The organism is Psychroserpens sp. NJDZ02 (genome assembly GCF_004843725.1).
Classification (GTDB): Bacteria; Bacteroidota; Bacteroidia; order Flavobacteriales; family Flavobacteriaceae; genus Olleya.
Window position 1 is genome coordinate 34,912 of record NZ_CP039451.1, and the last position, 14,598, is coordinate 49,509.

Below are 14,598 nucleotides of genomic sequence, written 5' to 3' on the forward strand. Positions count from 1 at the left end.
AAGACAAGAGGACTTATACGTATAGTGGAACTATTATTCTAAACAACGTTCTAGTTCTCCTCTTGTTTCCTAGTAAAAGTAATAACTACTTTTGTAATGAGTATAAAGTAAAGAACAACGTTGCCACCAATTATGAAAAATACAGTATTTATCACATTTGTTAGTCTCTTTTTCATTAATTCAGTCTTTTCTCAAAACGAATCTATAGAAGCGTTAATTGAAAAAACTAATGAATTGAATCTTGATATGCGAGACTTAACCACTTTTGCGGAGGAAAACATTAAGGATAAAGAAGAATTAGCCAAATTTTTCTACTATTGGATTGGCTCGAATATTCAATATGATGAAGAGACATTTTTGAAAACTATAAATGGAGAAATAAGTAATGAAGATTTTTGGAAAAGCCAAGATGAATCTGTTGTTTATAATAACAGAACCGGAGTTTGCGCTGGTTATGCGAATCTATACAAGTGGTTTTTGGAATGGATCGATATAGAAACTGTTGTTGTATCTGGACATATTCGAGATTTAAGAAATCATTATGTTGAATTAGAAACTGATGATAGTTATAGACACGCTTGGAATGCTATTAAATTAAACGATGAATGGATTCTAGTAGATACAACTTGGGGAACTTCTAAAGAAAAAGAAACCTCTGAATTCTATTTCAATATTAAACCCGAATTGTCAATAATTACGCATTATCCTGAAGATAGTAAATGGCAACTACTAAAAGAGCCTCTGAATCTTGAAGAATTTAATAAATCTCAATTTGTCAAACCATTTTGGTTTATGATAGGATTCACAGAAACACCAAAATTAATGTCTGACCAAGAATTTTACTATTTCACATTTCAAAATATTCCAGAAAACAAATGGTCAGTTGGTTTACAATTAAGCTCTGACAACATTAATTTTAATGGAATGAGTGATATTAAATTAATTGAACAAGATGGTCTTATTTATTTTCGATTTAGTAAGGATAAAATACCCAAAACAGCTTTTTTCAAAGTTAACTTAGTGAAATTTGAATATGTTGGAAATGACTATATGAAAACTGAACATAAAGATGTTATTAACTTTAAACTATAAGTAACTGGTGGCAACACTGTATAAAAAACATAGGGCGTTTGTGATAAACTAAAAGGTCTGTGCTTATTAATGAAGTCCGCTAAATATAAAATTTGGCATTTTAAGAGGAAAGATAAAAGCAAAATATTTATATTTAGCTAAGTAATTAACCGAAACAAAAGTGCTTATTTTATTGCCCTACATTTCTTATACTTAACGTTGTGCATAATTATGAAAAACATCCAGATTTTAATAATATTTCTATTTTCAATTGGAATTTCAGCACAAAATATAACTGAAATCAACTCTGATTTAAAACTATCTGATTCGCTAACTTACGAAACTGAAGTCCGAATTTATCAAGGTGGTGGAATAACTAATTATTCTTCACTTTTTAGAATGTTTAAAGACAAATCGGAGAAATGGACAGCGGAATTTTACGAGCATTACGCAAAAGTAAACGGACAAGCCGAATTACGGACTGAAAAGCAAACTCTAACATCGGAAAAAGATATGGAGTTTATATTTCAAAATTTTGTTCGGAGTCATATTTTAGACTTGCCAAGTTTGAGCGAAATACAATGGAAATTAGTAACTCGTGGAAATGTAGAAAAAGTAAAAAATAAATATCGAGGAAAAGAAATTGAGGAATACGAATTAATGAACAAACAGATTGCGATTTTGGACGGAGAAGGATTTAAAGTTAAGGTCAAAGGTTGGAATAGAGCGAATGAATTTGAATTTTCTAATCCCGACAGATATTTAAAACATTATCCCGAAATTGATGAATTAAATTATATATGTGAAATTTTGGACTTAATCCGGACTGAATTTCACATTTGGAAAAAATAACTATGCACAATCGAGTAGACGGCTCCGACTAAAATAGCCGGAGTGCGCCTCTCACACCACCGCACGTACGGGTCTCGTATACGGCGGTTCACCAAATTGAAGTTTGCGTATTATTAATATAATCTAACAAAGGTTTATACCCTTTTCGTTTAAGCCTAGAAGTTGTGATAGTAGTCTTTAAAATAGGACTTTGAGCTACTGCCCAACCTCCCATTCTTGTTCTACTCCAAGCATAAGCTTGTCCTGCCTCTATACCTAATTGAATCAAGTTTTTACGCTTGCGTTCTAGTTTCTTCCAATCGTGCCAAATACAATAGCGTAATCGATTTCTTAACCATTCATCTAGCTTTTTACTTTTTGCATAGATGTTTGTTAAGCGATAATTAGTCATCCAGCCTCGGCAGACTTGGTTAAGCCGTTCAAGACGTTCTAACAACGACATCGGTTTGGTTTTCTTGGTGATACTTTTTAGATTACGTTTAAACTTTGCCCAACTGTTCTTAGCTACCACTAATGCATATTGTCCTTTCACTCCCTTTTTATAAATGGGCACAAAACCATGTCCGAGTAACTCAAAATTTACAGGTCTACGCAGGCCACTTTTGGCTTTATTTATAGGTAATTTAAGTCTGTCTCTTAAAAAGACAAACAGTTTGTTTCCTATTTGTTTCGCCTCGCTTTTACTTTTAGCGTAAACGCTAAAATCGTCAGCATAGCGCACATAACGCAAGCCCATACTTTTCATTTCTTTGTCCAATACATCTAACATAATATTAGATAATAAGGGACTTATTGGACTGCCTTGCGGGATTCCTTTTCTGCGCTTTTTGAGTCTTCCATTTATTAAAATGGGAACTCTTAGCCATTTTCGGATTAACCGTAAGGTGGTTGGACATTTTACCTTGTGGTAAATAAGTTGCAGTAAAATACAGTGGTCTACTTGATCAAAGAATCCTTTTAAATCAATATCTACAATATCTTGGTAACCTGAATTGATATACCTTTGAGCTTGTAGTACTGCTTTTTGGATATTATTTTGTGGACGAAAACCGTAACTAACAGGTTCAAAATCATACTCAAAATGAACCATTAATTGCTGACTTACCGCCTGTTGTAGCCATCTATCTACTACCGTGGGTATTCCTAAAAGTCTAGTTTTACCTTCTCCTTTTGGAATAGTTACCCCTAATATTGGTTTTGGAGTATAGCGGTTTTCTCGAATGGTGGATAGTAGTATTGAACGGTTTTCTAATATATATTTAGAAAGCCTCGTTGTTTTCATACCATCTACACCGCTCGCACCTTTATTGCGCTCCACTTGTCGTGTTGCTTTATAAAGGTTTGTTGCTGCTAATACATTTTCAATCATAGGGTTAATAATACGTGTACTCCTGTTGCTCTAAAACTAGGCTAGCTAAGCATCCTAATTGAATGACAACGTAATTTAATGTTCAGTCCTTCCTTACTTGTGAGACCGTCTGAGGTATTGCCTCAACTCGTTTCCTATAAGTACTATGACTTCTGCTGACTTCTCCATATAGTCAACTCGTAACTTTGGAGACCTCCCCAGGTAATGGCATCTTCTTTCACTCAATCACTGCCGTATCTACATAATTACCCTTTTGGTACTGTTTGGGCGTTACAAAGGTGTGCTTGCTTACCCGAATAATTATGCCTCTGTATACGATTTCTGTTCGTCAGTACCGAGTTTTGTAGTTCCGCTTCCTTCAGATGTAACCTCGCGGTTACCACCCTTGCGACTTACTAATGCTTCAAGACGTTACTCCTGCGCATAAGGGACTTGCACCCTCTAGATTAATTATTTACCTTTAGGTAAATTAAAAGATGCCCATGCTGGGCACACACACCGTATAAAAATAATTGCGGTTTAGTGCTTAATCAAAGGTCGTTGTGTGTTTGTTACGTCTGATTTTCCTGCGGAAAATCCTCGCATACAAACCCGCAACTATTCTTATACATAAACGTTGGCAATAATAATGAAACAAACTTTTAGCATATTAATAATCTTTCTGATTTCATTCAACGGATTCTCTCAATGCGATGATATTGACAAGTTGGAATTTGGAGGAACTTATCTTTCCAAAACGAGAAATTATATTCCTTTTGATTTGGAAATTTCTGACACTATTAAGTATTGCTGTGATTCAAAAAAAATTCAAAAGTATCTCGATGTAATAATCCCAAAAGCAAAAGATTTTATAACAAAAAGAGCCAATTCGGAATTTTATAATCGATTAGAAATTCATCAAATCGAAGTTAACTATGATAAAGAAATTGACATAAGTTATTCCAATCAAGAACTATATGAACTATCAAATTATCCAACTCATACTTATTGGATTTTATATACTTATCGAAATAATGGAATTGAATATGGATTTGGTTTGGAATTTGATAAAGACGGAAAAATGGTTTCTGAAAACAAATTTCCTGACTTCTCACTCAATCCTGAATTTGAAAAGCTAATTGAACCCTGCACTGCATTAGAAAAAGTCAAATCGGACAAACGATTTAAAGACAAAAAAGTCGATTTCATTGAGTTAGCATATTTAGATGAAATAAATTCATTTTGTTGCTTAATCAGCGAAGATAAAGACGTACAAATGGCAAAAATTGATGTTAGTGACCATAAGTATCATAAATACGAAATCAACAACTTTTTTGTTAATGCTAATACATCAATAATAGAAAAAATATCTACTCAAAAAGGACAAGTTATTTATTGCACCTTCAAAGATATTTTTCCAGAAGATAAAAACTAAATTACTATTGCCAATCGAGTAGACGGCTCCGACTAAAATAGCCGGAGTGCGCCTCTCACACCACCGTACATACGGGTCTCGTATACGGCGGTTCGTAAATCATCACGCCAAAGCTCTTTTCACCCTTGACACTATCTTCTAATTTAGGCATAGGCTACCACTAGTGCTCCTATGCGAATTTTGAAGAGAATTACGTTCAGTCCTTCCTTACTTGTGAGACCTTCTGAGGTATTGCCTCAACTCGTTTCCTGTAAGTACTATGACTTCTGCTGATTGCTCCATATAGTCAACTCGTAACTTTGGAGACCTCCCCAGGTAATGGCATCCTCTTTCACTCAATCACTGCCGTATCTACATAGTTACCCTTTTGTTACTGTTTGGGCGTTACAATGATGTGCTTGCTTACCCGAATAACTATGCCTCTGTATACGATTTCTGTTCGTCAGTACCGAGTTTTGTAGTCTCGCTTCCTTCAGATGTAACCTCGCGATTACCACCCTTGCGACTTACTAATGCTTCAAGACGTTACTCCTGCGCATAAGGGACTTGCACCCTCTAGATTAATTATTTACCTTTCCGTAAATTAAAAGATGCCCATGCTGGGCACACACACCGTATATAATTAATGGCTAGTTTTAGCTTGCTTACGAAAATTCTTCCGAATTTTCTATTTGGTTTTTATTTACTAAATTAGGTGCCGAAACACGCCACTAATCATATACAAACACGTTACCTGCAATGCGAAGAAAACCGTTTCAAATATTGATATGACAGCTTTTTAATGAACTTTTCACAAAAAAACAACGCAAACATTGAGCTAACTCAAAAAAAATTAACTAGGCTCTAAACTCTAAAGAGTTTATTTATATATAGTGTGATATGACATCAATAGAAAAGATATTAAATAGAAAAGGACCTTTGATGTCAAATGAATTATCTAGCTTAATAGAGAAATCCGAAAACATCAATTACAATACAGCTAGTCAAAGGGTTGCGAGAAATAAAAAAATACTAAAAATTAAAGGGTATTTTATAAGTAATTTATCCTTGTGTTATCTAGAAAAACACATTGAAGATGGACTTTTGTTTGATTCATTAAATAAAGCAATGTTCGAAAATGGAAAAAAGTATTGGTATACTTTAAATGCTTTAGAACTTCACGGAGGAATTATTAATCAAAAATTTTTAGAATGTTATACTAACTATCCAATTATAGCTTTAAAAGGACATTTACCCTTCAAAAAAATAATTCAAAAATTCATAAAATCTAATATACTAAATTATAATAGTGAGTATTATTACATTTCCCCTAAACTAAAAAGAACCAACTTCAATTCATTGACCTATAAAACAATAGAGGCTATTAAAGAAAATATTCTTACTGACTTTGGTACTTTAAATAAAAACATAGGACTCATTTCATACAATACTGCTGAAAAATATGCGGAATTTGGGAAATTCAGATGGGCTTTTAAAGGTGTTTCAAATATTACAGGATTAATGCAAGGAAATAAACCTGGATTTGTATTAGCTGATATTCTAATTGGAACTTCAATTAATGAGAAAGATGTATCATTCTTTATTGAAAAAATAAAGCATATTCAGAGCTTTAATAATGCTTCAAGAATTATTCCTTTTCTAATAGTAGATGATTTAAGCAAAGAAGCTTTAATTACTTTAAAATTTCACGGAATTGCTGTAGGTTTTATTAAAGAATTATTTGGTCAAAAATATGCTGAAACTCTCAAAGAGTTAATTAGTGTTCTAAATAATGCTGGAGCTAGTTTAAAATCTTCACCTGAAAAATATCTAGATTTAATTAAAGAACTAAAAAAGTATAATGAAGGTTTAGCTAATAATATAAGAGGAGCACTTTTCGAATTTGTCGTTGGACATATTCATTCTTTAGATAGTAATAGTAGTATTGATTTAGGTCGTGAAATTTATGAAAATGATTCTCGCCACGAAATGGATGTTTTAGCAATATATAACGACAGAATTGTTATAGCGGAATGCAAAGCAAAACGTTCGATGATAGACCTTGAAACGATAGATAAATGGTTAGGAGAAAAAATTCCAGCATTTAAAAAATGGATTAAAAAACAAGAAACGTGGAAAAAGAAAAAAATTGAATTTGAATTTTGGTCAACTGGTGGCTTTACAGATGATGCTATAGAAAAACTAGAATATGTCTCTACATCAGCTTCAAAATATAAAGTATCTTATTTCGAACCAAATGACATTAGAAATAAAGCATTATCAATGGAAAATAAAAAACTAAAGGAAGCATTAGATGATTTCTTTTTAAAAGCCAAAGTATAGTAATGAACAAAGCACTGCAGGTAATCGAGTAGACGGCTCCGACTAAAATAGCCGGAGTGCGCCTCTCACACCACCGCACGTACGGGTCTCGTATACGGCGGTTCACCAAATTGAAGTTTGCGTATTATTAATATAATCTAACAAAGGTTTATACCCTTTTCGTTTAAGCCTAGAAGTTGTGATGGTAGTCTTTAAAATAGGACTTTGAGCTACTGCCCAACCTCCCATTCTGGTTCTACTCCAAGCATAAGCTTGTCCTGCCTCTACACCTAATTGAATCAAGTTTTTACGCTTGCGTTCTAGTTTTTTCCAATCGTGCCAAATACAATAGCGTAATCGATTTCTTAACCATTCATCTAGCTTTTTACTTTTTGCATAGATGTTTGTTAAGCGATAATTAGTCATCCAACCTCGGCAGACTTGGTTAAGCCGTTCAAGACGTTCTAACAACGACATCGGTTTGGTTTTCTTGGTGATACTTTTTAGATTACGTTTAAACTTTGCCCAACTATTCTTAGCTACCACTAATGCATATTGTCCTTTCACACCCTTTTTATAAACGGGTACAAAACCATGTCCGAGTAACTCAAAATTTAAAGGTCTACGCAGGCCACTTTTGGCTTTATTTATAGGCAATTTAAGTCTGTCTCTTAAAAAGACAAACAGTTTGTTTCCTATTTGTTTCGCCTCGCTTTTACTTTTAGCGTAAACGCTAAAATCATCAGCATAGCGCACATAACGCAAGCCCATACTTTTCATTTCTTTGTCCAATACATCTAACATAATATTAGATAATAAGGGACTTATTGGACTGCCTTGCGGGATTCCTTTTCTGCGCTTTTTGAGTCTTCCATTTATTAAAATGGGAACTCTTAGCCATTTTCGGATTAACCGTAAGGTGGTTGGACATTTTACCTTGTGGTAAATAAGTTGTAGTAAAATACAGTGGTCTACTTGGTCAAAGAATCCTTTTAAATCAATATCTACAATATCTTGGTAACCTGAATTGATATACGTTTGAGCTTGTAGTACTGCTTTTTGGATGTTCTTTTGTGGACGGAAACCGTAACTAACAGGTTCAAAATCATACTCAAAATGAACCATTAATTGCTGACTTACCGCCTGTTGTAGCCATCTATCTACTACTGTGGGTATTCCTAAAAGTCTAGTTTTACCTTGTCCTTTTGGAATGCTTACCCCTAATATTGGTTTTGGAGTATAGCGGTTTTCTCGAATGGTGGATAGTACTATTGAACGGTTTTCTAATATATATTTAGAAAGCTTCGTTGTTTTCATACCATCTACACCGCTCGCACCTTTATTGCGCTCCACTTGTCGTGTTGCTTTATAAAGGTTTGTCGCTGCTAATACGTTTTCAATCATAGGGTTAATAATACGTGTACTCCTGTTGCTCTAAAACTAGGCTAGCTAAGCATCCTAGTCGAATTACAACGTAATTTAATGTTCAGTCCTTCCTTACTTGTGAGACCTATGGGGTTTCCCAACTCGTTTCCTGTAAGTACTATGACTTCTGCTGACTTCTCCAAATAGTCAACTCGTAACTTTGGAGACCTCCCCAGGTAATGGCATCTTCTTTCTCTCAATAACTGCCGTATCTACATAATTACCCTTTTGTTACTGTTTGGGCGTTACAAAGGTGTGCTTGCTTACCCAAATAATTATGCCTCTGTATACGATTTCTGTTCGTCAGTACCGAGTTTTGTAGTTCCGCTTCCTTCAGATAAAACCTCACGGTTTTCACCCTTGCGACTTACTAATGCTTCAAGACGTTACTCCTGCGCATAAGGGACTTGCACCCTCTAGATTAATTATTTACCTTTCCGTAAATAAAAAGATGCCCATGCTGGGCACACACACCGTGTATAATTAATTGCTGCATTGAGCTTACTTGCGAATATTCCTGCGGAATATTCACGGGTTCGTAAATGTTTGCTAACTTAGTTGCTTAACCACGCAACTAACCATACACAAACACGTTGCCCACAATTATGAAAAACATCTTTACCTTCATATTTATACTAATAATTGGACATTCTGTTTTTGGACAAAAAACACCAATTTCCTATGTGAATAATGAAAAAGACAGTTTAGCTGATGCTAATCCTTGGTTTATTGATAATAGAATAAGTCAAATTACTTTGACCTCAAAAACCGAATTTGAATTTCGGAGTTTTCCAATTCCATCAAGTTGTTTGACTTGGAGAGAATATAAAGGAACTTGGGAAAGGAAAAACGATACTCTTATTTTTTCTGAACAATATGAAGTTGTAGAAAGTGATGCACGTTTTACATTTTCGAACAAAAGTCAAAACGAATATTATCATCTTGAATTTAGAACTGATAAAAAATCAAAACTAACTGACAAACATATTGAAATCCAATTCGTTTACGATTTTGATGCGGATTTTAAAGATGTTAAACTCAATATGGAATTGGATAATGATTTAAGATTAAAAATTCCTTTCAATCAAATTCCGAATCGTAAAAATTTAGCATCAATTAGGTTTGAATATTCCTTATCAAATGGAGAAAAAAGAGATGGTTATATAACAGAAAATCAAACTATAAATGTAAAAGAGAAAGAGCTTCCAAATTATATTGGAATTACTCTAATTGAGAAACCAAAAAAAGAAATTATTTATAGAATTACAAAAGCGCTTTTAACAGAAAATAAGATTAAAATAATTTCGAAAGAAAAAAATAAATCTGATTTACCAGATTATACTGAAGAAATAGAATTTAAGGAAGTTTACGAAAATGAATCTGAAAAGTAACTGTGGGCAATCGAGTAGACGGCTCCGACTAAAATAGTCGGAGTGCGCCTCTCACACCACCGTACGTACGGGTCTCGTATACGGCGGTTCGTAAATCATCACACCAAAGCTCTTTTCACCCTTGGCACTATCTTCTAATTTAGGCATAGGCTACCACTAGTGCTCCTATGCGAATTTTGAAGAGAATCACGTTCAGTCCTTCCTTACTTGTGAGACCTTCTGAGGTATTCCCTCAACTCGTTTCCTGTAAGTACTATGACCTCTGCTGACTTCTCCAAATAGTCAACTCGTAACTTTGGAGACCTCCCCAGGTAATGGCATCCTCTTTCACTCAATCACTGCCGTATCTACATAATTACCCTTTTGTTACTGTTTGGGCGTTACAATGATGTGCTTGCTTACCCGAATAACTATGCCTCTGTATACGATTTCTGTTCGTCAGTACCGAGTTTTGTAGTTCCGCTTCCTTCAGATGTAACCTCGCGATTACCACCCTTGCGACTTACTAATGCTTCAAGACGTTACTCCTGCGCATAAGGGACTTGCACCCTCTAGATTAATTATTTACCTTTCCGTAAATAAAAAGATGCCCATGCTGGGCACACACAACGTATATAATTTATTGCTTTGTAAGTGCTCATCTGGAATATTCCTTCGGAATATTCTCAGGTTCGTAAAAGTTTACTAAATTAGTTGCTAAACCACGCAACTAACCATACACATCAACGTTAGCTTTAATACTGACCCGTCCTGAAATAAGGCTACATAATTTTAAACATTATGTATAGAAATGACAAAGTAATTAGACGTTACAGCGAACCTTTTAAGTTAAAAATTTTAGCCGAACTTACAATCGGAAAACACACAAAGAGTGAACTTTGTAAACTCTACTCTATTGCACCTACAACTGTGAACGTGTGGATTAAAAAGTACAATCGTAAAGACTTAATGAACACCAGAGTAAAAGTGGAAACAAAAGACGAAATATCTAGAATTAAAGCACTTCAAAAAGAAATTGAACAGCTTAAAAAGTTACTACTTAAAAAGGATCTCGATGCTATGGTAGAAGAATCCTATCTAGAAGTAGCTGCTGAAGATTTAGGTTATAAATCTATTGCTGAACTAAAAAAAAAGTTAAGTATAAAGCCTTAATAAAAGCCAAAGAGAAATCTAAGGGATTTGCTTCTTTGACAACTATAACCCATTGTTTTGGACTTAAACGCAATGCTTATTACAAGCATAAAAACAGAGCTGATAAGCGTTTAAACCTAGAACTACAGATTATTAATATCGTTAGAAAAAGACGCAAATCCCTTCCTAGAGAAGGCGTGAGAAAACTTGTAAAATCATTAAAGGCCGATTTTAATAAAGCCAAGATTAAAGTTGGTAGAGATACTTTATTTAATGTGCTTAGAAAACATCAAATGCTGACACTTAGAAGGAAAACCAGTGCTAGAACTACAAACTCTTATCATCGTTTTTACAAATATAATAACATCATTAAAGACTTAGAAGTTACTAGAGCTAACCAAGTTTGGGTATCTGATATCACATACATTAGAACCATAAAGGGCTTTTGCTACCTGGCTTTAATAACAGATATGCATTCAAGGAAAATAGTTGGTTATGATATTAGTGATAGCTTGGAACTCAAAGGATGTGTGAGAGCGCTTAATAAGGCTATTTATCAAGCTAAAAATATCAAAGAATTAATACATCATTCAGACAGAGGAATACAGTATTGTAGCAATGTTTATACACAAATACTCAAAAGAAAAAAAATAGATATTAGTATGACAGAAGAAAATCATTGTTACGAAAACGCAATGGCAGAACGCGTAAATGGAATTTTAAAAGATGAATTTTATCTCGACCAAACCTTTGATAACGTGAGTCACGCAAAGAGAGCTGCAAAAAATGCAATTAATTTATACAACGAAGTTAGATTACATTTATCTTTAGATTATAAAACACCTAATATGGTATATAAATTATCAGCTTAATTCAATTTTAACCTGTAGCCATATTTCAGGACAAGACATACAAAAACATTGGGTTGTATTCAATGAATAGATTGAGAGAATAAATATCTATTTTTATGTTTGAAATATTTCAGAATTTAGCTTTATAAAAAATCATTACCAGAAATAAAATTTAAACAACAAAAAGATAAATAATGGAAACACTAATTGGTTATTCTTGTATTTTAGTAGGAATTATATGCATTTTAGGAGTTGTGTTTTTTTCTAAACAACAAATAGGTCGGCTCATTTTTAGAGCTAGTATCTGTATGGCTGTTCCTATATTGGGGCTATGGCTTTCTTTTATATTCTTACATTTGAATTTCGCAGAATATTTGTTACTTGAGATTCCATACTCACTAATATTTTTAGGAACTCTTATCATCTTAACTTTTATATATAATGGTTTTGAGATGAAAAATATACTATCATTTTTAGTGTTTTTGATTGGTTTTATGATAATATATTTTGGAATTTTTACTGTATGTATTGATAATATGAGTATTGGTTTTTAGTTAGAGCTATTAATCAAATAAAACGAATCTGTACATAAAAACAGAATCAAAATACTGAAGATTAAATTAAAAGGAAAATCTTAAAAAAAGAAAAGATAGATTGAAAAAATTAGAATTGGATTGAAAGCAAAAAAAGAATAGAAATCACAAGTCCTAAAAGCTAATCGAGTAGACGGCTCCGACTAAAATAGCCGGAGTGCGCCTCTCACACCACCGTACATACGGGTCTCGTATACGGCGGTTCGTAAATCATCACGCCAAAGCTCTTTTCACCCTTGACACTATCTTCTAATTTAGGCATAGGCTACCACTAGTGCTCCTATGCGAATTTTGAAGAGAATCACGTTCAGTCCTTCCTTACTTGTGAGACCTTCTGAGGTATTGCCTCAACTCGTTTCCTGTAAGTACTATGACTTCTGCTGACTTCTCCATATAGTCAACTCGTAACTTTGGAGACCTCCCCAGGTAATGGCATCCTCTTTCACTCAATCACTGCCGTATCTACATAGTTACCCTTTTGTTACTGTTTGGGCGTTACAATGATGTGCTTGCTTACCCGAATAACTATGCCTCTGTATACGATTTCTGTTCGTCAGTACCGAGTTTTGTAGTCTCGCTTCCTTCAGATGTAACCTCGCGATTACCACCCTTGCGACTTACTAATGCTTCAAGACGTTACTCCTGCGCATAAGGGACTTGCACCCTCTAGATTAATTATTTACCTTTCCGTAAATAAAAAGATGCCCATGCTGGGCACACACAATGTATAAAAAACATAGGGCATTTGTGTAAACTCCAAAGGTCTGTGTTTATTTATGAAGTCCGCCAAATATAAAATTTGACGTTTTCAAGCAAAAAATAAAAGCAAAATGTTATATTTGGCTAAGTGCCAAACCAAAACGTAGTGCCTTTTAACCGCCCTACGTTCCTTATACTAAACGTTGTACCACATTAAAACTAGGTTGATGAAAATATTGAAACAACTACTAATTTTATTTTTGATTCTCTTATTTCAGTCTTGTGCTACTAAATATAAATTGGGAATGAATAAATCGAATTATAAATATGGGAACATTATTGAATTGAAAATTAATGAAGATGTAACTATTGATAATTCTCTGTTGATTAAATTAACATATTTTACTCATAAACGACCACGTATTGGAGGTTCAACACAAGCAACAGCTACTTTAATTGTTACTAAAGACAATACACTTGGAGAAATAAATCTTTCTGTGCGTGGAATTCAAGGAAAATCTGAATCTGAAGATGGACTTTCAGAAGAGGAACGTTTTAGACCAGTATTGTGGAAAGGATACAAATTTCAATTAGCAGAAAGATTTGGATCTAATTATGGAGAATCTATTAGAGTTATTATTTTAAAGGACAAAAAATATAACTAAAATAATAATATTAAGAATTAACCAAAACGTGGTACAATCGAGTAGACGGCTCCGACTAAAATAGCCGGAGTGCGCCTCTCACACCACCGTACATACGTAACTACGTTGGTCCTTTCGTCTCTATCGTTATTAACAATAGAACTCAGGAACGTATACGGCGGTTCGTAAATCATCACGCCAAAGCTCTTTTCACCCTTGACACTATCTTCTAATTTAGGCATAGGCTACCACTAGTGCTCCTATGCGAATTTTGAAGAGAATTACGTTCAGTCCTTCCTTACTTGTGAGACCTTCTGAGGTATTGCCTCAACTCGTTTCCTGTAAGTACTATGACTTCTGCTGACTTCTCCATATAGTCAACTCGTAACTTTGGAGACCTCCCCAGGTAATGGCATCCTCTTTCACTCAATCACTGCCGTATCTACATAATTACCCTTTTGTTACTGTTTGGGCGTTACAATGATGTGCTTGCTTACCCGAATAACTATGCCTCTGTATACGATTTCTGTTCGTCAGTACCGAGTTTTGTAGTCTCGCTTCCTTCAGATGTAACCTCGCGATTACCACCCTTGCGACTTACTAATGCTTCAAGACGTTACTCCTGCGCATAAGGGACTTGCACCCTCTAGATTAATTATTTACCTTTCCGTAAATTAAAAGATGCCCATGCTGGGCACACACAAGGGCTATAATTAATACGAGTTTTGGTGCTTAACCTAAAGTTTAGTGCTTTTAACAAAGTCCGCCAAATCTTTCTGACTTGGCTTTATAAAGAAAAAGGTAAAACAAAATAAAAAGTTTTGGCTAAGTGCTTAATCGGAAGTTTATTACTTTTA

The 14,598-nt window shown here is 34.2% G+C and carries 11 protein-coding genes; 9 read left to right on the forward strand and 2 right to left on the reverse strand.

The window, feature by feature from the left end:
* Nucleotides 1-132 precede the first annotated feature (132 nt).
* Together E9099_RS00200 and E9099_RS00205 are read left to right on the forward strand one after the other, a co-directional pair.
* A complete protein-coding gene (locus tag E9099_RS00200; protein ID WP_136581762.1) occupies nucleotides 133-1,092 on the forward strand; it encodes a transglutaminase domain-containing protein in 960 nt (319 codons plus the stop codon).
* 210 nt (nucleotides 1,093-1,302) lie between these two features.
* Nucleotides 1,303-1,923 carry a hypothetical protein gene (locus E9099_RS00205; protein ID WP_136581763.1) on the forward strand — a complete coding sequence of 207 codons (621 nt, stop codon included), beginning with the start codon at nucleotides 1,303-1,305 and terminating at the stop codon, nucleotides 1,921-1,923.
* 88 nt (nucleotides 1,924-2,011) lie between these two features.
* Here the strand turns inward: E9099_RS00205 and ltrA (E9099_RS00210) are convergent, their stop codons facing one another.
* A complete protein-coding gene (gene ltrA / locus E9099_RS00210; RefSeq protein ID WP_136581764.1) occupies nucleotides 2,012-3,292 on the reverse strand; it encodes a group II intron reverse transcriptase/maturase in 1,281 nt (426 codons plus the stop codon).
* 628 nt (nucleotides 3,293-3,920) lie between these two features.
* Between ltrA (E9099_RS00210) and E9099_RS00215 the strand changes: the two genes are divergently transcribed.
* Together E9099_RS00215 and E9099_RS00220 are read left to right on the forward strand one after the other, a co-directional pair.
* On the forward strand, nucleotides 3,921-4,706 hold the full coding sequence (locus tag E9099_RS00215; protein WP_136581765.1) for a hypothetical protein: 786 nt from the start codon (nucleotides 3,921-3,923) through the stop codon (nucleotides 4,704-4,706).
* Between the two features lie 879 nt (nucleotides 4,707-5,585).
* On the forward strand, nucleotides 5,586-7,028 hold the full coding sequence (locus E9099_RS00220) for a hypothetical protein (RefSeq protein WP_136581766.1): 1,443 nt from the start codon (nucleotides 5,586-5,588) through the stop codon (nucleotides 7,026-7,028).
* A 102-nt stretch (nucleotides 7,029-7,130) separates the two neighbouring features.
* On the opposite strand, the gene ltrA (E9099_RS00225) is transcribed toward E9099_RS00220, so the two are convergent.
* A complete protein-coding gene (gene ltrA / locus E9099_RS00225; protein ID WP_136581767.1) occupies nucleotides 7,131-8,411 on the reverse strand; it encodes a group II intron reverse transcriptase/maturase in 1,281 nt (426 codons plus the stop codon).
* 626 nt (nucleotides 8,412-9,037) lie between these two features.
* On the opposite strand from ltrA (E9099_RS00225), the gene E9099_RS00230 reads away from it, so the two are divergent.
* The 5 genes from E9099_RS00230 to E9099_RS00250 all read left to right on the forward strand — a co-directional run bounded on the left by E9099_RS00230 (nucleotide 9,038) and on the right by E9099_RS00250 (nucleotide 13,762).
* Nucleotides 9,038-9,823 (forward strand): hypothetical protein, encoded by a 786-nt coding sequence (locus tag E9099_RS00230; RefSeq protein ID WP_136581768.1) that lies wholly within the window; start codon nucleotides 9,038-9,040, stop codon nucleotides 9,821-9,823.
* A 780-nt stretch (nucleotides 9,824-10,603) separates the two neighbouring features.
* Nucleotides 10,604-10,975: a transposase gene (locus E9099_RS00235; RefSeq protein WP_100945294.1), complete on the forward strand. Its 372-nt coding sequence runs from the start codon at nucleotides 10,604-10,606 to the stop codon at nucleotides 10,973-10,975.
* Nucleotides 10,976-11,010: 35 nt separating this feature from the next.
* Nucleotides 11,011-11,826: an IS3 family transposase gene (locus E9099_RS00240; RefSeq protein ID WP_240788886.1), complete on the forward strand. Its 816-nt coding sequence runs from the start codon at nucleotides 11,011-11,013 to the stop codon at nucleotides 11,824-11,826.
* Between the two features lie 173 nt (nucleotides 11,827-11,999).
* Entirely contained in the window at nucleotides 12,000-12,359 is a 360-nt protein-coding gene (locus E9099_RS00245; RefSeq protein ID WP_136581770.1) for a hypothetical protein, read from the forward strand.
* A 1,043-nt stretch (nucleotides 12,360-13,402) separates the two neighbouring features.
* Complete coding sequence (locus E9099_RS00250; RefSeq protein WP_136581771.1) at nucleotides 13,403-13,762, forward strand: hypothetical protein; 360 nt, start codon at nucleotides 13,403-13,405, stop codon at nucleotides 13,760-13,762.
* Nucleotides 13,763-14,598: the final 836 nt, after the last annotated feature.